The 20690-nt window shown below is 72.8% G+C and carries 20 protein-coding genes; 10 read left to right on the plus strand and 10 right to left on the minus strand.

Annotated elements, in window-relative coordinates:
* Positions 1 to 29 precede the first annotated feature (29 nt).
* Positions 30 to 2465 (plus strand): right-handed parallel beta-helix repeat-containing protein, encoded by a 2436-nt coding sequence (locus ABZT02_RS01355; RefSeq protein WP_356012998.1) that lies wholly within the window; start codon positions 30 to 32, stop codon positions 2463 to 2465.
* On the opposite strand, the gene ABZT02_RS01360 is transcribed toward ABZT02_RS01355, so the two are convergent.
* Complete coding sequence (locus tag ABZT02_RS01360; protein ID WP_356013665.1) at positions 2435 to 4753, minus strand: hypothetical protein; 2319 nt, start codon at positions 4751 to 4753, stop codon at positions 2435 to 2437. The two genes, ABZT02_RS01355 and ABZT02_RS01360, sit on opposite strands and share 31 nt — an antisense overlap.
* Positions 4754 to 5064: 311 nt before the next feature.
* Here ABZT02_RS01360 and ABZT02_RS01365 point away from each other — a divergent pair, with 311 nt between their 5' ends.
* Together ABZT02_RS01365 and ABZT02_RS01370 are read left to right on the plus strand one after the other, a co-directional pair.
* Complete coding sequence (locus tag ABZT02_RS01365) at positions 5065 to 5895, plus strand: DeoR/GlpR family DNA-binding transcription regulator (protein ID WP_356012999.1); 831 nt, start codon at positions 5065 to 5067, stop codon at positions 5893 to 5895.
* Positions 5896 to 5945: 50 nt separating this feature from the next.
* Entirely contained in the window at positions 5946 to 6425 is a 480-nt protein-coding gene (locus ABZT02_RS01370; RefSeq protein ID WP_356013000.1) for an SRPBCC family protein, read from the plus strand.
* A gap of 444 nt (positions 6426 to 6869) precedes the next feature.
* Here the strand turns inward: ABZT02_RS01370 and ABZT02_RS01375 are convergent, their stop codons facing one another.
* Entirely contained in the window at positions 6870 to 8015 is a 1146-nt protein-coding gene (locus ABZT02_RS01375; protein ID WP_356013001.1) for a PLP-dependent cysteine synthase family protein, read from the minus strand.
* A gap of 347 nt (positions 8016 to 8362) precedes the next feature.
* Between ABZT02_RS01375 and ABZT02_RS01380 the strand changes: the two genes are divergently transcribed.
* Together ABZT02_RS01380 and ABZT02_RS01385 are read left to right on the plus strand one after the other, a co-directional pair.
* Complete coding sequence (locus tag ABZT02_RS01380) at positions 8363 to 8686, plus strand: hypothetical protein (RefSeq protein ID WP_356013002.1); 324 nt, start codon at positions 8363 to 8365, stop codon at positions 8684 to 8686.
* 185 nt (positions 8687 to 8871) lie between these two features.
* Positions 8872 to 9393: an ATP-binding protein gene (locus ABZT02_RS01385; protein ID WP_356013004.1), complete on the plus strand. Its 522-nt coding sequence runs from the start codon at positions 8872 to 8874 to the stop codon at positions 9391 to 9393.
* A gap of 200 nt (positions 9394 to 9593) precedes the next feature.
* On the opposite strand, the gene ABZT02_RS01390 is transcribed toward ABZT02_RS01385, so the two are convergent.
* Genes ABZT02_RS01390 through ABZT02_RS01400 form a run of 3 tightly spaced genes read right to left on the minus strand, consistent with a single transcriptional unit; the run spans position 9594 to position 13245 of the window.
* The gene (locus tag ABZT02_RS01390; protein ID WP_356013006.1) at positions 9594 to 12155 is read right to left on the minus strand and encodes an FtsX-like permease family protein; all 2562 of its coding nucleotides are present in this window, start codon (positions 12153 to 12155) and stop codon (positions 9594 to 9596) included.
* Positions 12152 to 12955 (minus strand): ABC transporter ATP-binding protein, encoded by an 804-nt coding sequence (locus ABZT02_RS01395; protein WP_356013008.1) that lies wholly within the window; start codon positions 12953 to 12955, stop codon positions 12152 to 12154. The genes ABZT02_RS01390 and ABZT02_RS01395 overlap by 4 nt, the downstream gene beginning before the upstream one ends.
* Entirely contained in the window at positions 12952 to 13245 is a 294-nt protein-coding gene (locus ABZT02_RS01400; protein ID WP_356013010.1) for an SHOCT domain-containing protein, read from the minus strand. The genes ABZT02_RS01395 and ABZT02_RS01400 overlap by 4 nt, the downstream gene beginning before the upstream one ends.
* A 172-nt stretch (positions 13246 to 13417) precedes the next feature.
* Here ABZT02_RS01400 and ABZT02_RS01405 point away from each other — a divergent pair, with 172 nt between their 5' ends.
* From ABZT02_RS01405 to ABZT02_RS01420, 4 genes are read left to right on the plus strand one after another with little or no spacing between them, the layout of a single operon-like run.
* Positions 13418 to 13996 (plus strand): TetR/AcrR family transcriptional regulator, encoded by a 579-nt coding sequence (locus ABZT02_RS01405; protein ID WP_356013012.1) that lies wholly within the window; start codon positions 13418 to 13420, stop codon positions 13994 to 13996.
* 14 nt (positions 13997 to 14010) lie between these two features.
* Positions 14011 to 14406 (plus strand): cupin domain-containing protein, encoded by a 396-nt coding sequence (locus ABZT02_RS01410; protein ID WP_356013014.1) that lies wholly within the window; start codon positions 14011 to 14013, stop codon positions 14404 to 14406.
* Positions 14407 to 14417: 11 nt separating this feature from the next.
* Positions 14418 to 15002, plus strand: coding sequence for a DUF4865 family protein (locus ABZT02_RS01415; RefSeq protein ID WP_356013016.1), 585 nt, complete (start codon positions 14418 to 14420; stop codon positions 15000 to 15002).
* Positions 14996 to 15919, plus strand: coding sequence for a phosphotriesterase (locus ABZT02_RS01420; RefSeq protein ID WP_356013018.1), 924 nt, complete (start codon positions 14996 to 14998; stop codon positions 15917 to 15919). The genes ABZT02_RS01415 and ABZT02_RS01420 overlap by 7 nt, the downstream gene beginning before the upstream one ends.
* Positions 15920 to 15925: 6 nt before the next feature.
* Here the strand turns inward: ABZT02_RS01420 and ABZT02_RS01425 are convergent, their stop codons facing one another.
* A complete protein-coding gene (locus tag ABZT02_RS01425; RefSeq protein WP_356013019.1) occupies positions 15926 to 16453 on the minus strand; it encodes an SMI1/KNR4 family protein in 528 nt (175 codons plus the stop codon).
* A 141-nt stretch (positions 16454 to 16594) separates the two neighbouring features.
* Here ABZT02_RS01425 and ABZT02_RS01430 point away from each other — a divergent pair, with 141 nt between their 5' ends.
* Entirely contained in the window at positions 16595 to 17566 is a 972-nt protein-coding gene (locus tag ABZT02_RS01430) for an NAD(P)-dependent oxidoreductase (protein WP_356013021.1), read from the plus strand.
* 14 nt (positions 17567 to 17580) lie between these two features.
* On the opposite strand, the gene ABZT02_RS01435 is transcribed toward ABZT02_RS01430, so the two are convergent.
* Genes ABZT02_RS01435 through ABZT02_RS01450 form a run of 4 tightly spaced genes read right to left on the minus strand, consistent with a single transcriptional unit; the run spans position 17581 to position 20670 of the window.
* Positions 17581 to 18030, minus strand: a complete 450-nt coding sequence (locus ABZT02_RS01435) for an RpiB/LacA/LacB family sugar-phosphate isomerase (RefSeq protein ID WP_356013023.1) — start codon at positions 18028 to 18030, stop codon at positions 17581 to 17583.
* A gap of 1 nt (position 18031) precedes the next feature.
* Entirely contained in the window at positions 18032 to 18754 is a 723-nt protein-coding gene (locus ABZT02_RS01440) for an NUDIX hydrolase (RefSeq protein WP_356013025.1), read from the minus strand.
* Positions 18747 to 19991: an ROK family protein gene (locus tag ABZT02_RS01445; RefSeq protein WP_356013028.1), complete on the minus strand. Its 1245-nt coding sequence runs from the start codon at positions 19989 to 19991 to the stop codon at positions 18747 to 18749. The genes ABZT02_RS01440 and ABZT02_RS01445 overlap by 8 nt, the downstream gene beginning before the upstream one ends.
* A 22-nt stretch (positions 19992 to 20013) precedes the next feature.
* Positions 20014 to 20670 (minus strand): alpha-ketoglutarate-dependent dioxygenase AlkB, encoded by a 657-nt coding sequence (locus ABZT02_RS01450; RefSeq protein ID WP_356013030.1) that lies wholly within the window; start codon positions 20668 to 20670, stop codon positions 20014 to 20016.
* Between the last annotated feature and the right edge of the window lie 20 nt (positions 20671 to 20690).

Below are 20690 nucleotides of genomic sequence, written 5' to 3' on the forward strand. Positions count from 1 at the left end.
GTACGACGAGGTGGGGGCACAGCAAAACCATGGCACAGGGCACGGTCCAGGTGACGCACACCGGTACATCGCGGTGGCGGCGCCGCACGGGTGAGTACGCGTCGCTCGCCGCCGCCCTGGAGGCCGCGGCGGACGGCGACGTCCTCACGGTCGCGCCCGGCACCTACCGGGAGAACCTCGTCGTGCAGCGGGCGGTGACCCTGCGCGGCCCCGAGGGATCGCCCGGTTCCGTGCGGATCGCGCCCTTGGACGGGGTGCCGTTGACCGTGCGGGCCTCGGCCGTGGTGCAGGACCTGCACGTGGAGGGCCAGGACGCGGCCGCGCCCGCCCTGCTCGTCGAGGAGGGCACACCTGAGCTCGCCGATATCCGGGTCGTCACCCGGTCCGCCGCCGGCATAGAGGTGCGCGGCGGCGCACGCCCGACCGTGCGGCGCTGCACCGTCGACAACCCGGCCGGTATCGGCATCGCCGTACTGGACGGCGCGGGCGGGGTGTTCGAGGAGTGCGAGATCGTGGCGGCCGGCCAGTCGGGCATCGCGGTGCGCGGCGGTGCGCACCCTCGTCTGGAGCGCTGCCGGATCCACCACACCTCGGGCGCGGGCCTGGCGGCGACCGGCGAGAACTCCGCGCTGGAGGCGGTGGGTTGCGAGGTCTACGAGGTCCGCGGCAGCGGAGTCCAGGTCACCGGCCGGGCCACCGCGCACCTCACCGACTGCGATGTGCACCGCACCACCGGCGACGGCGTCACCCTCGACACCGACGCGGTGCTGACCCTGGCCGACTGCCGCATCCACGACATCCCGGAGAACGCGGTCGACCTGCGCTCCCGCTCGGTGCTCACCCTGACCCGCACCACGGTCCGTCAGTTCGGGCGCAACGGCCTGTCGGTGTGGGATCCGGGCACGCGCGTGGACGCCAACCAGTGCGAGATCTTCGACAGCACGGGCGACTACCCGGCCGTCTGGGTCAGCGACGGCGCCACCGCCGTACTGGACTCCTGCCGGGTGCACGACGTGCCGGACGCCCTGTTCGTCCTGGACCGCGGCTCCCGCGCGGACGTCGTCGACAGCGACATCTCCCAGGTCCGCAACACCGCCGTGTCGGTGAGCGACGGCGCCACCGCGCAGCTCGACGACTGCCGGATCCGGGACGCGGCGACCGGCGCCTGGTTCCGTGACCACGGCAGCGGCGGCACCCTCAACAACTGCACCGTGGACGGCACCCAGACCGGCGTGATCGTCACCAAGGGCGCCGACCCGACGATCGAGCGCTGCACGGTCGACTCCCCCGCGGAGGCGGGCTTCTATGTGTCTGCGGGCGGCCGCGGCAGCTTCCTGAACTGCCGGGTGACGGGCAGCGGCGGGTACGGCTTCCACGTCATAGACGGAAGCCGTTCGACGCTCAGGAAGTGCCGGACCGAGCGCTGCGCGCGCGGGGGTTACGAGTTCGCGGACGCCCCGGACGCGGCCGCCGGAGCGGGCCCCGTCGTCGAGGACTGCACGAGCGACGAGAGCGGTGGTCTGACCCCGCCCGCGGCCCGGGAGCCGGCCGTGCAGACGGAGTCCGGCTCCCCCGGTCCGCTGGGGACGATTCCCGGGCAGCGCGTCACCGAGCAGGAGCCGTCGGTCGCCCCCGCCGAGCCGGACAAGCCGTTGCGCACCTCGAAGGACGTCCTCGGTGAACTGGACGCCCTGGTGGGCCTGGACAGCGTCAAGCGTGAGGTGCGGGCGCTCACCGACATGATCGAGGTGGGCCGGCGACGCCGGGAGGCGGGCCTCAAGGCGGCCTCCGTCAAGCGCCACCTGGTCTTCACCGGCTCCCCCGGCACCGGCAAGACGACGGTCGCCCGGCTCTACGGCGAGATCCTCGCCTCTCTCGGTGTCCTGGAGAAGGGGCACCTCGTCGAGGTGTCCCGGGTCGACCTGGTCGGCGAGCACATCGGTTCCACCGCGATCCGCACCCAGGAGGCCTTCGACAAGGCGCGCGGCGGAGTGCTGTTCATCGACGAGGCGTACGCACTGTCGCCGGAGGACTCGGGCCGGGACTTCGGCAAGGAGGCCATCGACACGCTGGTGAAGCTGATGGAGGACCACCGGGACGCGGTCGTGGTGATCGTCGCGGGCTACACCGCCGAGATGGAGCGGTTCCTGTCGGTCAACCCGGGTGTGGCGTCCCGCTTCTCACGGACCATCACCTTCAGCGACTACGACCCCCAGGAACTCCTCAGCATCGTGGAGCAGCAGGCCGAGGAGCACGAGTACCGGCTGGCGCCGGGCGCCGCGCAGGCTCTGCTGAAGTACTTCACGGTGCTGCCCAAGGGCCCCGCCTTCGGCAACGGCCGTACCGCGCGCCAGACCTTCGAGGCGATGGTGGAGCGGCACGCGAGCCGGGTCGCCCAGGTGGACGACCCGACCACGGACGATCTGACCCTGCTCTACGCCGAGGACCTGCCCGAGTCGTCCTGAGAGCGCGGGCCAGGCACGTCCGGCTGGAGCCGGCCCAGCAGTCTCGCCCGCTCCTCGGCGAACACCGGGTCGGCCTGGTAGTCGGAGTGGCCGAGGATCTGCGTGGGCAGTGGATGCAGATCGGTGCGGCCGTAGGTGAGCGGGTCCTTCAGGGGCTCCCGGTCCACCTCGGGGCCGCAGTCGCCGGGCAGCAGGACCGGGCCGCCGATGGGGTCGGTCAGCCGGTAGAGGTTGCGCCAGCAGTCCACGTCGTGGTGCAGGGCGGTGAGCGCGCCCGGGCCGAAGTGGGCCGGGAACCAGCGGCCGTAGAGGCGCTCCAGCGGGGAGCCGTAGGTCAGCAGGGCGACCCGCCCCCGGACCGACGGTTCCAGCTGCCAGGCCGCGGCGGCCGCGAGCACGCTGCCCTGGGAGTGGCCGGAGATGACCAGTCGGCCGCGGGTGGCCCGGATCCAGGTCGCGATCCGCCAGGTCAGGTCCGGTACCGCGCGCTCGGCGTAGCAGGGCGGCGCGAAGGGGTGGGCGGCGCGCGGCCAGAAGGTGCCCACGTCCCAGAGGATGCCGATGGTCCGGCGCGCCGAGGGGTCCTTGTAGGCGCGGCGGCCCCACGTGACGAACAGGATGAAACCGAGGCCGATCAGCCAGGAGCCCAGCGCCTGCGCGGTCTCGGCGGCGCTCTGGACGAAGGCGTACGTCCCCTCGGTGGCCTTTGCCGGTGTCTCGCGGGATGTCAGGGCGCCGACGAGGGCTCCGGCGCCGAGCAGCAGGGTGCTGGCCGACGTCACTCCGAGCAGGCGGGGTCCCCGGTCCGTCAGTGCCGCCATCGCGCGGGTGCGGGCGATGCGGCGGGTGCGTGCCGCGTCCTTGGGCTCCGCGGGGTATTCGCTCTCGACCGCGCCCAGTTGGGCCCGGCCCGAGCGCCAGGTGCGCCGGCCGAGCCAGGCGCAGTGCCCCAGCAGCACGAGAAGGACCAGCGGGATCACGGACGCCTGCCAGGTCAGCAGGACGGGCGGGCCGAGGATCGTGGCGCCGGTGCCGTCCAGCCAGTCCGCCACGCGCTGCGAGACGCCGCCGGACATCACGCCGCCCAGGGCGCAGGCCAGCGTCGCCACGGCGGGTCCGGCCAGGCCACGCATCGCCGCGCGCGGGTCGGGATGGGTGCGGTACAGCAGGTGGGCGACGACGGCCAGGGCGACGACCAGCAGGCCCTGCACGAAGGCGATGCCGCCGAAGGTGGCGTCCCCCGACAGCCGGCCGTACGACTGCCACCCCGGCCGCTCCCACCCGGCGTACACCGCGGCGAGGGCGAGCAGGGCGAGCGCGGCGAGCGGCAGGCGCCGTACGAGATGCTCGTCGAGCTGCCGGTCGAGGTACTTCTCGCTGCGGCCGCGGCGGCACACCACCCAGACGACGGCTACGCCGGCGGCGACAAGACCGGCCTGCAGGAGCCGGCCGAGGGTGTCGAGGAGTGCCGGGCCGCCCGGTTCCCGGTCGAAGCGGGCCGCCGTCGAGCCGACCGCCGCGGCGATCGTGAGCAGGCCCGCGGCGGTGTGCGCGGCCCGCAGGCGGGCGACCAGGCGGCGGCCGTACCAGAACCCGGGCCGGCCGAGCGCGGTGCGGCCGTTGTCCTCCTCCGGCTCGCCTTCGCGGGACATGGGCTGCTGGGACTCGTAGGCGCTCCAGGTGCGGTGGGACAGGTACCAGAGCAGGCCGGTGAGCGCGGCCGGGACCAGGGCGGCGAGGGCGAGGCGGCGTCCGGGCCTGCTCCACCAGCCGGCGTCCGACACGTCGGGCGACAGGAAGCCCAGCCAGGAGTGCGACTCGGCGCACGCGCGGGTGCCCGCGCACTGCCAGGCCGCGAGGTCCAGGGCGACCTCACAGGCGGCCGCGACCAGCAGAACGGTCAGCGTCAGACCGGCGAGTCGTACCAGGAGGCCGTAGAGGCGCACGGTCCGTCTGCGGCCGCGGGCCGTGGGGCGCATCCAGTGGGCGAGGTTGACCACCATGAACGGCAGTAACAGCAGCCACAGGGCGCGGGTGCCGTTGCCGGAGGTGAGGTTGCACCAGACGTACGCCTCGGGCACCGGGCCGGTACGGCCGTCGCGCGGTCTCTTCTCGGCGTCGACGTCCTCGGCGCGCCGGAAGACGGCCGCGATGTCGTCACCGGTGATCCGCACCGTGCGCGGATCGTCGAGCATCTTCTCCGGCGTGGTGCCGCCCACTCCGTGGACCAGGAGTTCCAGGGCGGTGCCGGGTTCTTCGGGCCGGGCGGCGGAGCCGTCCGTCCCCATGATCGGGACACGTTCCACTGTTTCGCACTTCCCCCGTGACGCGCCGTCGGCATCTGTCCGTGCGGGCACAAGGATCTCCGCTCGGCGCGTCGCGCACACCACTTGTCACCGAATCTCCCCGATCCGGGTGACCACCCCGGGCACGACAGTCACCCCTGTGGCATGCGCGCGACGGGGCGGTCGGTGGCGCTCCCGGTGGGGGGCCGTGCGAGTATGGGACGTCCCGCGCACCAGGGACGGGCAAAATGTGCTTGTGGGAGAGGGTGCGCAGGGCGGGTCGGACGGCCCCAGGCGAAAGGACCGGAGCGTACGTGAGTGAGAATCAGAACCTCCTCGCGGAGCAGCGGCGTGCCCTGATCCTGGACGAGGTCCGGCGCCGAGGCGGGGTGCGCGTCAACGAGCTGACCCGCAAGCTCGGCGTGTCGGACATGACCGTGCGGCGCGATCTGGACGCGCTGGCCCGTCAGGGTGTGCTGGAGAAGGTGCACGGCGGCGCGGTCCCGGTGGTCGAGGCGAGCACCCACGAGCCGGGTTTCGAGGCGAAGTCGGGTCTGGAGCTCACCGCCAAGGAGGACATCGCGCGGTCGGCGGCGGCGCTGGTCGCCCCGGGCACCGCGATCGCGCTGTCGGGCGGTACGACGACGTACGCGCTGGCACACCATCTGCTCGACGTGCCGGATCTGACCGTCGTCACCAACTCGGTGCGGGTGGCCGACGTGTTCCACGCGGCGCAGCGCTCCACGGGCCCCCGTCAGGGTGCGGCGACCGTCGTGCTGACCGGCGGTGTGCGCACCCCGTCCGACTCGCTGGTGGGGCCGGTGGCCGACCAGGCGATCGGAGCGCTCCACTTCGACGTGCTCTTCCTCGGGGTGCACGGCATATCGGTCGAGGCCGGCCTGTCGACGCCGAACCTCGCGGAGGCCGAGACCAACCGGCGTCTCGTGCAGTCGGCCCGGCGGGTCGTGGTGGTCGCCGACCACACCAAGTGGGGCACGGTGGGCCTGAGTTCGTTCGCCTCGCTGGAGCAGGTCGACACGCTGGTGACGGACGCGGGGTTGCCGGCGTCGGCGCGCGCGGAGGTCTCGGAGCATCTGCGGCGGCTGGTCGTGGCGGGCGAGTCCGTTGACGGTACAGACATCTGACTGAGCGCCAGCTAGGGTGACCCTTCCCGTTCACACCTGGGGGGTTGCCCATGGCTCACCAACTGCGCGAGGTGGGGCTCGACTTCATCGCGACCGCGCCCGTACGGCTGGTGTTCGTGCAGCAGATGTCGGCTTCGCCTGAGGCGGTCCACCGGGCGCTCGCCGAGGACGTACCGGGCTGGGAGGAATGGTTCTCCGCGGTGACGCTGGCCCGCTCGACCGGTGACGGCTCGACCCGGGAGATCCACCTCAAGGGCGGCGGGCGCTTCCAGGAGACGATCCTCGCGGCCAAGAGTCCCGAGATGTACGCCTACCGCGTCGACGTGGCCAACGCTCCCGGCGCCCGTGCCATCGCCGAGGAGTGGCGGCTCACTCCCGCCGGGGCGGGCACCCATGTGCGCTGGACGTTCGCCGTGGACGGCACGGCGGCGTTCCGCGTGGTCGCGAGGCTCGGACGCGCGGGACTGGGGCGCGCCTTCCGGGACGCGGTCCGGACGCTGGACCGGCGGCTCGCGGCGCAGGGGTCCTAGCCGGGGCCTAGCCGGGGCCTAGCCGGGGCCGTCGAGCGGATCGGCGGCGCGCGGGGCCTGGCGGGGAACGGATCGGCGGCACTCGGGGCCTGGCGGGGGCCGTCGAGCGGAGCGTCGGCAAGGGCCCCTTTCGTCCCCCGACCTGCCCGCCGTGACCCGGCACAGGAAACCTGACCGAGCCGTCAGACGGACCGTCGGCAAGCGGCCCTTCGTCCCGCGGCCTGCCCCGCGGACCGGCTCCCGGCCTGGGTGCTGCGCCGGTGGATCCCGTCCGAGCGGGAGCGGGAGGTCGTGATCGGGGCCGGGCGCACGCGCCGCGGTGGGTGTCTGTTCCATGCCGGTGGCGGACGGCAAGGTCGTCGGAACTGCCGGCACCTCGGTCTGTCGTCCGGTGCAACGGCCGGAGGAGTTGCGGCCGGTCCGCCCGAAGCGGACCCTCTTCGGCTAGGGGCTGCCGGGAGCGACCTGGCCGGGCCAGATGCCCGTCTCCAGCAGTGCGGCGATCGCCGTCGTGTACGGCTCGATGTCCAGGCCCTGCTCGGCCAGCCACGCGTCCGAGTAGTACTTGTCCAGGTACCGGTCGCCAGGGTCACAGAGCAGGGTGACGACACTCCCCCGGCGCCCCTCGGCCACCATCTCGGCGATGATCTTCAGCGCGCTCCACAGTCCGGTCCCGGTCGAGCCGCCCGCCCGGCGGCCGATGGCCCGTTCCAGAGCGCGCACGGCGGCGACACTGGCCGCGTCCGGGACCTTCATCATGCGGTCGATCGCCCCGGGGACGAAGCTCGGCTCCATGCGCGGCCGCCCGATGCCCTCGATGCGCGAGCCGCAGTCGCACGTGACGTCCGGATCGCCGGTACTCCAGCCCTCGAAGAAACAGGAGTTCTCCGGATCGGCCACACAGATGCGGGTGTCGTGCTGCATGTAGTGCACGTACCGGGCGATGGTCGCCGAGGTGCCGCCGGTGCCGGCCGTGGCGACGATCCACGCGGGCTCCGGGAAACGCTCCAACTCCAGTTGCCGGAAGATGGATTCGGCGATGTTGTTGTTGCCGCGCCAGTCCGTGGCCCGTTCCGCGTAGGTGAACTGGTCCATGTAGTGGCCGCCCGTCTCCACCGCGAGGCGGGCGGACTCCTCGTACATGGTGCGCGGGTCGTCCACGAAGTGGCACCGGCCGCCGTGGAACTCGATGAGGCGAATCTTCTCGGCGCTCGTCGTGCGCGGCATGACCGCGATGAAGGGCACGCCGATCAGCTTCGCGAAGTACGCCTCGGACACGGCGGTGGAGCCGCTGGACGCCTCGATCACCGGGCGGCCCGGTCGGATCCAGCCATTGCACAGGCCGTAGAGGAACAACGAGCGGGCGAGCCGGTGCTTGAGGCTGCCGGTGGGATGGGTCGACTCGTCCTTGAGGTACAGGTCGATGCCCCACTTCTCCGGGAGCGGGAAGCGCAGGAGGTGCGTGTCGGCCGAGCGGTTGGCATCGGCCTGGACCTTGCGGACGGCCTCTTTCAGCCAGCCGCGATAGGCGGTGTCGCTGCGGTCGACATCGAGGGTGTCGCCGGTCCGGGTCTGCTGAGGGGTGCTCACGGCGGGGCTCCTAACACTTCGCGCCGACGGCGCGTCGCGCGGCCGATATCTCGATCATAGACACCTTCCGCACGCTTCTCACCTGCATAAACACACCTTTGAGAGCCTCAAAGACACCCTGGGGTCAGGGCGGCGCGCGGCGGCGGGGCGCATTCGGGCGAGTGCTCCGGGCGCCCCCGGTGAACTGTCATGCGTACTGGTGCTGGACGCCCGTGGCGGGCAGACTGCACCGGGCGGGACGGACGTCTCGGACGGGGGCGCGCACACTGGATCACGACAGAAGCCGGCTCTCGGCCCACGCGGGAGCGGGGGCCGGCACACCGACGCGCACAAGGGGGCGGGACGGCATGGCGGAGCCGGAGTTCACGGCTACGGGCGTGCGGATCGGGAAGAGGTTGCGCTCGCTCACCCGGGCCGGTCAGGTCCGCATCAACGACGGCAGACTGGAACTGCTCACCAGTTACGGCAGCGAGATCGACAGCGCGCCGGTACAGGCGGTGCGCGCCTCCAAGCCCTGGTTCGCCGCGGACGACCGAGCCCTCGCCGACCTCAACGGCAACCGGTATCTGCTGACCCTGGGCGAGCACGACCCCGCTCCGGGCGAGCCGGGGCCGCCGGCGGCACGCCGGTTCATCGAGGCCGTACGCAGGGCTGCGGGGCGTAGCGACTAGTTCACCGCGAGTTGCGGTACCGCACCTCCTGCGTCACGCTGGTCTCACATCACTCTGGGTTTACCGGCGATCACGCTGCACACCAGCCCGCCGGGCACGACAGCAGGCGGCCGTTTCACGCAGGCACCCGCTGGATCGATCCGAACTCCGTGTTCTTCCGGACCTCACGTCGGGGAGTCGCAGCCGTGATCAGTCACCCAAGCAGGCATTGCACGGTGGAGCTGCAAGCTCTGCCGTCGCGGATCGGCCAGGTCCGCAGAATCCTTTCCGCACAATTGCGCTACTGGCATCTGGATCCCCTCATAGACCGGGCCGTGCTCGGTGTGACGGAGCTGTTGACCAACGTCCACCGCCATGCCCAGCCCGACAAGACGTGCACCGTGAAGATCGAGCTGCTGCTCGACCGCCTCATGGTCTCGGTGCACGACCACGACCCGCGTCTGCCGGTCGTGGCCGACATCAAGGACACCGAGCCGCTCGCCACGTGCGGGCGGGGGCTCGCGATGGTCGCCGCGGTCAGCGAGAGCTGGGGCGTACGGCCGGAGGGCGAGTCGGGGAAGGTCGTGTGGTTCACCCTGCCGACCCCATCCGCCGCGCGGCCGCAGCGGCGAACCGTCCTCGACAAGACCGCGTTCAGGTTCACCGAGGTGCGGGCCGAAGGGCGCAGGCCCGAACACGCTCCCGCCCGGTCGGCCGTTGCCGGCTGACCGGGCGGTGACGGCTCCTCTTCCCGCTCCCTCGTCTGCGGAACGCTTTCGGCCGGTGTCGGGACGACGATCGTGCTCGGTCCCTCGGGCCTTCGCGCGTTCGTCGTCCCGACACCGGCGCGCCCCGCCGGCTCTCCCGCAGCCGACGCGCCCGCTCAGTGACCGTCGGTGGGCTCGTACCGGTCTCACCCGGCGATCTCTCACTCGGTGGCGATCGCCCGCAGTACATCGAGACGTGCGGCGCGCAGGGCCGGGCGCAGGCCCGCGAGGGCTCCCGCGGCGAGGCCCACCAGGGCGACCACCGCGAGTCGCAGGGGTGGCATCGCGAAGGCGAAGGAGCTGTCGCTCGTGCCGTCCGAGGCCTTGACCAGGACCCAGCCCAGGAAGGCACCGAGGGCGAGCCCACCGACCGTGCCGAAGGCGGCGACCAGGACCGACTCCCAGCGGACCATGGCGCGGAGCTGGGAACGGGTCTGGCCCACGGCCCTCAGCAGGCCCAGTTCGCGGGTGCGCTCGTGGATCGCCAGGGTCAGCGTGTTGGCGATGCCCAGCAGCGCGATGAGGACCGCGAGGGCGAGCAGCGCGTAGACCAGCGTGAGCATCATGTCGATGCCGCCGGCCGAGGACTGCGCGTACTCCTCGCGGGTCTGCACCTCGGGGTGGCCGTACCGTGCCGCCACCTTCTCCACCGCCGACTTGCCCGCGCCGGTGCTCACGCCGTCCTTGAAGGAGACCGCGACCAGCGTGTCGGAGTCCTGCGTGCGATGCGGGGCCCAGGCCGCGCGGGTGATGACGTAGTCGCCCGCCAGCTCGGACCGTCCGTAGACCGCGCGGACCGTGAAGGTGTGCTTCTCGCCGTCGGTGAAGGTGAGCCGGGTCCTGTCTCCGGTCGCCAGGCCCTGCTTCTTCGCCTCCGTTCCGGTGATGGCGATGCCGTCGGTGCCGAGGTCGCGCAGGGAGCCACGCACGGTGCCGAGGTCGAAGGTGCGCTGCAGGGCGAGCGGGTCGGTGACGGTCAACGCCCGTCCCCGGCCGTCGACTTCGGCGACGCCGCGGCCGAGGCCCACGGCCGTGTCCACCTCGGGCAGTTGCTGGACGGCTCCGGCGAGCCGGGGGCTGAGGCCGCTGCCGCCCGCCCCGAACGAGGGGGTGCTGACGGCGACATCGCCCGCGAAGGACCGGGACACGGTCTGGTCCATGGTGGCCTTCAGGGACGCCCCGAACACCGTGAACAGCGAGACCACGGCCACCCCGATCATCAGTGCGCTCGCGGTGGCGGCCGTCCGCCGGGGGCTGCGCAGGGCGTTGCGCCGGGCGAGCGAGCCGGTGACACCGCGGAGCCGGCCGAGGGGGCCGCCGAGCACGCGTACGGCCGTCGTGGAGGCGACCGGGCCGAGGACCACGAACGCGGCGAGGGCCATCACGGCACCAATTCCCGCGAGCCAGATGGACGGTGACACCAGCACGCCGGTGAGGGTGACGGCCACGGCGAGCGCGGCCAGACCGGCCCCGGTGGCGGCACGGACGCCGGAGGCGCCCGAGTGGTCGACGGCCGTCTCGCGCAGTGCGGCCAGAGGTGCGGTGCGTCCGGCGCGGACGGCGGGCAGCAGCGCGGAGCCCAGACAGACCACGACGCCGACCGCGAGCGGGAGCAGCATCGACAGCCCGCTGATGACCAAGTCCCCCTCGGGGAAGGGGAATCCGATCGCCGGGAACAGTACCTGCAGGCCGGCGGCGATCCCGATGCCGCCCGCGAGGCCCGCGGCGGAGGCGGTCACGGCCACGACGCTCGCCTCGGTCAGGGTCGACGCGGTGACCTGGCGGCGGGAGGCGCCGAGCGCCCGCAACAGGGCGTTCTCACGGGTGCATTGGGCGACGACGATCGCGAAGGTGTTGTGGATGGAGAAGGTGGCGACCAGGAGGGCCACGCCCGAGAACACCAGCAGGAAGGTCGTGAAGACGGCCAGAAACCGGCTGGAGATCATGTCGGTGTTCTCCTCGGTCGACTCCTGGCCGGTGATCGCCTCAACGCCCTTGGGGAGTACGCGAGTCAGCCGCTCGACGAGTTCCCGCTGGCTGACACCGGGGCCCGCCCGCACCAGGATGGTCGACGCCTCGCCGGGCCCGGCCGTGAGGTACTTCTCGGCGTCGGCCCGGGTCATGCCGGTGAAGGTCACCTGGGCCATGCCGTCCTCGCCGCCGAAGGTCGCGAGGCCGACGATGGTCACCTCGACGGGGTCGGGCGTACGCAGGACCGTCGTGTCGCCGATCTTCAGGCCACCCTTCTCGGCGGTGCCGCGGTTGACGACGACCTCGCCGGACTTCGCCGGCGCGCGCCCCTCGGCGAGTTGATACGGGTTGAGCTTCGGGTCGTCGATCCAGTTGCCGGCGAGGGTGGGAGGGCCCTGGCCGCCGATGGGCCTGCCGTTGGCGCCGACGAGCTGCCCGGCGCCCCGGATGTCGGGGGCGGCGGCCGCGACGCCGGGGACCTGCTCGACGGTCCTGACCAGGTCGGTGGCGACCGGCTCGCGGACCCCCTCGCTCTCCCCCGGCGTGGTGATGGCCTCGGCGCTGCGGACCACGGCGTCGGTGCCGCTGGTCGCGTTGCCGAACATGGTGTCGAAACTGGCGCGGAGCGTGTCGCCCATGACGAGTGTCCCGGCGAGGAAGGCGACACCGAGGAACACGGCGAGGAAGGTTCCGGCGAAGCGCCGCTTGTGTGCGCGCAAGGAGGACACGCTCAGGCGGAGGGAGGCGTTCACGAGGGCCCCTCCGTCCGGGTGGGCGCCTCTGTCCGCGGCGGCGCCTCGAAGGCCTTCATACGGTCGAGGACCCTCTCGGCGGTCGGCGCTTCCATACGGTCCACCAGGCGTCCGTCGGCGAGGAAGACGACCTCGTCGGCGTGGGCGGCGGCGACCGGGTCGTGGGTGACCATGACGACCGTGCGGGCCGTCCGGCGCACGGTCCTGCCGAGGAGGCCGAGGACCTCTCCGCCGGAGCGGGAGTCCAGGTTCCCGGTGGGCTCGTCGGCGAAGACGACGTCGGGCCGGCCGGCGAACGCCCGGGCCACGGCGACGCGTTGCTGCTGTCCGCCGGAGAGCTCGGCGGGCCGGTGACGGAGCCGGTCGCGCAGGCCGACGACGTCGATCAGCGCGTCGATCCACTCGGGGTCGCCCTTGCCGCCCGCGAGGTCCAGCGGCAACCGGATGTTCTCCTCGACGGTCAGCGTCGGCACCAGGTTGAACGCCTGGAACACGAATCCGACGCGGTCCCGGCGCAGAAGGGTCAGGCGGCGGTCGTCCAGGGAGCCGAGGTCGGTGTCGCCGATGTAGGCGGCGCCCTCGGTGAGCGTGTCGAGGCCGGCCGCGCAGTGCATGAGGGTGGACTTGCCGGAACCCGAGGGCCCCATGATCGCGGTAAAGCGGCCGGCCGGGAAGTCGACGCTCACCCCGTCCAGGGCCCGCACGCCGGTGTCGCCGCTGCCGTACACCTTCACGGCGTCGACCACCCGGGCGGCGGGCAGCGTCTGCGCCGGAACAGGCGGGGCGGTCGTGACGGTCATGCCGCACCGCCCTTGCCGGCCGTACGGCCGAACTGTTCGTCCAGGACGGACAGCCGCCGCCAGTACTCGTCCTCGTCGATCTCTCCGGAGGCGAAGCGGCGGCCGAGCATGGCGATCGGCGAGTCGCCGGAGGGGCCGGCGTCTGCCATGGTGTGCCACGGTCCGCGGCGGCCGCGCAGGACGGTGCGGCGCAGGACGGTGACGACGCCGAGCACGACGGCCGCCCAGATCAGCGGGAAGAACAGGATCCACGGGCCCGGGCCGCCGTCCCAGTTCGCGAGAGTCTGCATGTCGGTTCATCTCCCTGGAGTTTCTGAAGGTGTCGTTCGGTGCTGCTTCGAGACTGGCTCCGGGGAGGGGGTCGAGTCGTCGTACGGCCAGCGGCAGTGCGTGTACCTCGCCGGGAGTACGCGGCTCTGTTCCGGCTGCTCCTCATGACCCTCGACTTCTGTAACTACTAGTATGTACAGTGGGGTCATGAGCACCTCGGACCGACTGATCGAGTCCACCCGTGAGCTGCTGTGGGAACGCGGCTATGTGGGGACCAGCCCCAAGGCCATCCTGGAGCGCGCGGGCGCCGGACAGGGCAGCATGTACCACCACTTCAAGGGCAAGCCCGACCTTGCCCTGGCCGCGATCCGAAGGACCGCCGAGGAGTTGCGCGCCACCGCGGAGAGAGCACTCGGCGGCCCCGGCACACCGTACGAGCGCATCGAGGCGTATCTGCGGCGTGAGCGCGATGTGCTGCGCGGGTGTCCGATCGGCCGGCTCACGATGGACCCGGACGTCGTCGCCAGCGACGAACTGCGCGCGCCGGTCGACGAGACGATCGACTGGATCCGTGAGCGCGTCGCTGGGATCGTCGAAGAGGGCAAGGAACAGGGCCAGTTCGCGGCCTCGCTGGACGGCGAGGAGATCGCGGCGACCGTGCTCGCGACGGTCCAGGGCGGCTATGTCCTCGCCCGTGCCTCCGGCTCGCCCGCCGCGTTCGACACGGGCGTGCGGGGCCTGCTGTCACTGCTCACGCCCCAGACCGAGTAAGGGAGTTCCTCCACGTGCAGATCACCCGACAGCGCCCCGAGACCCGCCAGGGAACGGTGGAGCAGTTCACCGGGACGGTGTGGCTCGACGAGGTTGCCGCGCCACCCGCCCCGTCCCGGCTGCGGATGTTCAACGTCCACTTCGCCCCCGGCGCGCACACCGCATGGCACCGCCATCCGCACGGTCAGGTGCTGTACGTCACCGAGGGCGAGGGGCTGGTGCAGCGCAGGGGCGGTGCCGTCGAGCCGATCCGCGCGGGTGACACGGTGTGGATCGAGCCGGGCGAGTGGCACTGGCACGGGGCCGGGCCGCGCACCTTCATGACCCATCTCGCGGTCGTCGAGGCCGCCGAGGACGGTACGACGGCCGACTGGGGCGCGCAGGTCGCCCCCGAGGACCACCCCGCCTGAGGAGGCACCGGATGCACGCCATGCAGTACGAACTCACGCTGCCCGCCGACTACGACACGGACGTCATCCGCGCGCGAGTGGCCAGGATCGGGCATCTGCTCGACGACTGGAAGGGGCTCGGCTTCAAGGCGTACCTGATGCGCGAGCGCGGGGTGAACGGTTCGCCGGTCAACCAGTACGCGCCTTTCTACCTCTGGAACACCATGGAGGGCATGAACACCTTCCTGTGGGGAGGCGCCTTCCAGGGGCTGAGCAACGACTTCGGGCGGCCGTCGGTGCGGCAGTGGACGGGTCTGTCGTACGAGGAGGGCGGCGCCGCCGGCTCTCCCGGCCGCTGGGCAGTGCGGCGGCGTCAACCGGTCGCCGAGGGCCTGGAGTTGGCAGAGGTGATGGTGGACGCCGTGGCGGAGACGGAGCGGCTGGCCCGGGAGGATGGCGCGGTGTGCGCGGCGGCTGCCGTGGACACCGCGCGCTGGGAGCTCGTCCACTTCTCGCTCTGGACGCACGAGTCGCCCAAGGCCGGCGGCGAGGTGTTCGAGGTGCTGCATGTGTCGGCGCCGGGCCGGGGGCGGCTGCCGCGGAGACGACAGTGGTGAGGGCGGCCGCGGTCCGTACGGTGGCCGGTGACGTCCCCGCCGAGGGACTCGGGGTGTGCGACGCGCACGACCATCTGTTCTTCGGCAGTCCCCGACTGCCCGGGCAGGAACTGCGGAGCCTCTCGGCGGCCCGGGCCGAGCTGGTGGCGTTCGCCGCGCAGGGCGGTGCCGCTGTGGTGCAGTGGACGCCGTACGGGCTGGGGCGGCGGGCCGCCGATCTGCCACCGCTGTCGCGGGAGACCGGAGTGCGGATCGTCGCCGCGACCGGGCTGCACCAGGCCGTCCACTACGACGACGCCACGCTCGCCGGGCTGCGCGGCAGGCTGGCCGACGTGTTCGTCGCCGAACTGACCGAGGGCATCGGGGCCTCGGGGGTCCGCGCGGGGCTGATCAAGGTGGCGGGCGGTTTCCACGCCCTGGACGCGCACGCCCGCTGGACCATGTCCGCGGCGGCCGAGGCCCATCGTGCGACGGGGGCGTCGATCGCCGTCCACCTGGAGCTGGGGACCGGTGCGCTGGACGTACTGGACCTGCTCTGCGGGGAGTTGGGGGTGCCGCCGCAACGCGTGATCCTCGGCCACCTCAACCGCTCCCCCGACGTCACCGTGCATCGCCAGGCCGCGGCATCGGGCTGCTATCTCGCCTTCGACGGGCCGTCGCGCGCCCACCACGCCACGGACTGGCGCATGCCGGACGCCGTACGGGCCCTCGCCGAGGCGGGGCATGGAGACCGTCTGCTCCTCGGCGGCGACACCACGACCGCGGCCGCGCGATCGGTCGACGGGGGCCCCGGGATGCCGTATCTGCTGCGCCGGGTGCGGCCGCGGCTCGCGGCCGAGCTCGGCGAGGAACTGGTGCGACGCATCCTCACCGACAACCCCGGTCGAGCCCTGGCCGTGCAGTGGAGCGGCCCCTGACGCCGCTCACCGGCACAGGGCGTCGATGTCCTCGGAGAACGTCGGGAACTCGGACCGGGCGGCTTCGACGATGTCGCGGGTGGCGCGCCGCGGGGTTCTCGCGTGGCGCTCGGCGAGTTCGGTCAGCGCCGGGTTCGGGCGGGCGTCGTACCGCTCGTGCTCCACGACCTCCATCGGCCCCAGGCCGTCGGCCAGGACCCACAGGAAGTCGGACAGGTGCGCCGCCACCACACCGCGCTCGCCCTCCGAGCCCAGGAACACCACGGGCTGCTCGACGAGGGGCCGCCCCGGGCGCACGCGCCACAGGGCGGCGAGGCCACCGGTGCCGTCCTGCCCGAAGACCAGGTAGGCGTCGCCGTCCAGTTCGTGGTTGCCGGTCCAGTGGCGCAGCCAGTCGGTGGTCTCCTCTGCGGAGTCGAAGGTGTCGTACGGCTCGAAGTCGACGCCTTCGCCGTCGTCGTAGTCGAACGCCACGAGGGCCACGGCGGCCAGGGCGGGCGGGAAGGCGCGGTCGCCCTCGGTCGTGTCGATCATGCCCGCAGGCTGGTCCCCGCCACTGACAACGGCCCCACGCCACCGAGATGTCCACCGGGGGCCGCAGTGTGGAGTCCTGTGGTGCCGCCGGATACTCCTACCCGGCACCCTGACCCGCCTGACACCACTGATGGGAAACGTATGCGAGTCGTCGTCATCGGCGGAAGCGGCCACATCGGCACCTTCCTCGTCCCCCGCCTGGTGCGGGCCGGCCACGAAGTGATCAACGTCAGCCGTGGCACGCGCACGGCCTACACCGAGGCTCCCGAATGGCAGCAGGTTGGCCAGGTCGTCGCCGACCGGGAACAGGAGGACAGGGAGGGGACCTTCGGTGACCGGGTGGCCGGGCTGGGCCCGGATGTCGTCGTCGACCTGGTCTGTTTCACCCTGGACTCGGCCACCGCGCTGGTCGAGCGGCTGCGCGGCGAGGTCGGGCACCTGTTGCACTGCGGCAGCGTGTGGCGCCACGGTCCCGCCGACAAGCTGCCGATCTCCGAGACCACGGGCACCCCGCCCGTCGGGGAGTACGGCATCCAGAAGGACCGGATCGCCCGGATGCTGAAGGAGGAGACCGCTTCCGGGGGCCTGGTGACCACGTCCTTGCACCCCGGGCACATCGTCGGCCCCGGCTGGCACCCGATCGGCCCGCTGGGGAGCCTCGACCCGGCTGTCTGGTACACCCTCTCGGCGGGACAGCCGCTGCGGATCCCCGGCAGCGGTGTCGAGCTGATGCACCATGTGCACGCGGACGACGTGGCGCAGGCCTTCGAGCGGGCGATCGGGCACCGGGACGCGGCGGCGGGAGAGGACTTCAACATCGTGGCGCCCACCGCGCTGAACGTCCGCGGGTACGCCCGCATCGCGGCCGGCTGGTTCGGTCGGACCGCGACGCTGGAGCCGGTGACCTGGGAGCAGTTCCGCCGGACCACGGCCCCGGAGCACGCGGAGGCGAGCTGGGAGCACCTGCACCGCAGCCAGTGCCTCTCCATCGAGAAGGCCAGGTCCCTCCTCGGCTACGCGCCGCGTTACGAACCGGAGGCCGCCGTACTGGAGTCGGTGCGCCGGCTGATCGACCACGAGGAGCTGAAGGTGGCGGGTCCGCTCAGCGCCTGACCGGACGCGCGCCGCTAGGCCCGGTCGGCGTCCAGGCGTCCCACCCGGGCCACGTTCTCCCGGTCCTCGGCGTCCTGGCTCGCCTCGGCGGTGAACCAGGCGTCGAGGATCTCCTTGAGGAGCGGCTCGGAGGTGAGGCGGAGGCTGAGCGCGAGGACGTTGGCGTCGTTCCAGCGGCGGGCGCCGTCCGCGGTGTAGGCGTCCGTGCACAGGGCGGCCCGTACGCCGGGGATCTTGTTCGCCGCGATGGAGGCGCCGGTGCCGGTCCAGCAGCACACGATGCCCTGGTCGGCCGTTCCGGCGGCCACCTCACGGGCCGCGGTCTCGGAGCAGACGGCCCACTGCGGGTCGGCGCCGGGGCTCAGGGCGCCGTACGCGACGACTTCGTGGCCTCGCGCGCGCAGCTCGTCGAGGAGGGCGCGTGCGACTGGTTCGTCCATGTCCGAGGAGACGGAGATCCGCATGTCACGAGCCTACTCGGCGGTTCACCCAGCGGACGACGGGTTCCAGGTACCCCACGTGCGGACCGGCGAGGTCCGGCAGTTCGGCAGGTGAGCCGACGAGGGCGATCCGCTCGAACTCGGGGGCGCGTCCCCGTGCCGTCTCGGCGGCCACGAGTGCCTCGAAACGCTCGCGCAGCACGGGCGCGGGCAACGGCGGCGCCAGGTAGTGGACACCGACCTGTCCGTCCTCGCCGTGGGTGACCAGGCAGCGGGTGAGGTCGGCGGCCGGAATGTCGAGGCCCGTCTCCTCGGCCAGCTCCACAGCCGCGTGGCGGCGCAGTGCGTGCTCGTCGAGCGGCTCCTCACCGGTGGGTGGTTCCACCGATCCGCCGGGGAACTGCCAGCGGCCCGGCGCGGCGGTGGACGAGGACATACGGCCCACGAGCAGGCGTCCGTCCCCCGTCGGCTGCGTCACGCTCACGAACAGGGACCGCAGGGTGGTGGCGCCCGGGACGCGGCGCAGGGCGAAGTAGCGGTAGGTGACGCGGGACCAGGAGACGAGCAGGGTGCCTGGGGCCTCCCGGGACAGTCCGGCGCAGACCGCCACCGGACCGTCGAAGAGGGCCGGATTGGCCAGGACCGCCTCGTCCCACTCACGGTCCATGGCCGTCCGCGTGTCGGCCGGGACCACCGGGGGCGCCACCTCGACCAGGCGCAGCCCCTCGGCCTCCAGCAGTTCAGGCACGGGTCAGCGCACCCAGCGGATCGTCCAGCACCGGCTGCCACGCCAACTCGGCTGCTCCGACAAGGCTGTTGTGGTCCAGGGTGCAGGCCAGGATGGGGACGCCGCCGCTCTGCCCCCACAGGCTGCGGTCGGCGACGACCGCGCGCAGGCGCCCCGGGTCGGCGTCCAGCAGGGTGCGGTGGAGGCCGCCGAGGATGATCCGGTCCGGGTTGAGGATGTTGACCAGACCGGCCAGGCCCAGGCCCAGGCGGTCGATCAGCGACTCGGCCGCCCTGCGGACGGCGGGGTCGTCGTAGTGGTCGCGGACGAGGTCGTCGGCCTGCCGGAGCAGGGACTGTTCGGGGCCGGGGTCGAGTCCGGCGGCCGTGAGCAGGGCCAGCGGGTCGGCCTCGACGTCCAGACAGCCCCGGCTGCCGCAGTAGCAGGGGCGGCCCTCGGGGTTCACGGTGAGATGGCCGACTTCCAGGGCCAGGCCCGAACTCCCGGTGTGCAGCCGCCCGTCGAGCACCAGCGCCCCGCCCACGCCCCGGTGTCCGGTCGCCACGCACAGCAGGTCCCGGGCGCCGCGGCCCGCGCCGTGCCGGTGCTCGGCGAGCGCGGCGAGGTTGACGTCGTTGCCCGCGAAGGCGGGGCCGGTGATGCCGGCGGCGCGCACGCACTCGTCGAAGATGCGGCGGACGGGCGCGCCCGCGGGCCACGCGAGGTGCAGGGGGTTGAGGGCGAGCCCGTCGGGTTCGGCGACCGCGGACGGCACGGCGAGTCCGGCGCCCACGCAGCGCCTGCCGGTCGCGCGCAGCAGGTCGGCGCCCGCCTCCACGACGGAGCCGAGGACCTTCGCGGGGTCGGCGTCGACCGTCTCGCAGCCGGGAGCGGTGGCGACGATACGGCCGCCCAGACCGACCAGCGCGGCCCGGAAACCGTCGGCGTGCACCTGCGCGGCCAGCACGACAGGACCGTCCTCGGCGACCGCGAGCCGGTGCGAGGGCCTGCCCTGCGAACCGGTGGCCGCGGTGGGCCGGGCGTCCACGCGGATCAGCCCGAGCGCCTCCAGCTCGGCGGCGACCGCGCCGGCCGTCGCCCGCGTCACCCCCAGTTCGGCGGTGAGTACGGCCCGGGTGGGCGCTCGCCCGGTGTGCACGAGCTCCAACGCGGGCCCGAGCGCACCGCGCCCCCGGTCCTGCCGCGCCCTCGAGGTGGTCCCTTCCCCCGCCGGCCGGGGGTCCGCCTTGCCGCTCATGAGGGCGAGTCTCCCATGATCCCTACGCCACCTCGGCCTGGAGCCCGCTGACCCGCAGCGTGATGTTCAGCCGCCCCGTCAGCCCCAACTCGGGCGGGGCGGTGCCCGGATGCACGCGGGGCACCCCGTGGTACGCGAGTCTCGACGGGCCGCCGAACACGAACAGGTCGCCGCTGCGCAGCTCGACGTCCGTGTACGGCCTGGTCCGGGTCTCCGGGTTGCCGAAGCGGAAGACGCAGGTGTCGCCGAGGCTCAGGGAGACCACGGGGGCGTCCGCCTCCTCGTCGCCGTCGCGGTGCATGCCCATGCGGGCGTCGCCGTCATAGAAGTTGATCAGTGCGATGTCGTATCCGGAGACCTCGGTCCGCAGTGCGTCCCGCACCGCTTGCCGGCCCAGCTCGCCCAGCCAGTGCGGGAAGGGCTTCACCGGTGCCCCGTCGCCGTCGACGACCGTGCGGGCGTAGGCGTACGGGTACCAGTGCCAGCCCAGGCAGACCTGCCGTGCGGTCATCGTGCCGCCGCCCGGGGTGCGGACCGTGCGCAGTCCGGCGGGAGGGCGCGCCCACTGTCGGCAGGCCTCCAGCAGTTCGCGCTGCCGCCCCGGATCCAGCCAGTCCGGGACGTGCACCGCGCCCGGCGCGACCTCCGTACGGGCTCTGGGAAACAGCTCGGCTTCCATGGGTTCCATCCTGCCCGAGC

The organism is Streptomyces sp. NPDC005402, from assembly GCF_040606575.1.
Lineage (GTDB): Bacteria > Actinomycetota > Actinomycetes > Streptomycetales > Streptomycetaceae > Streptomyces.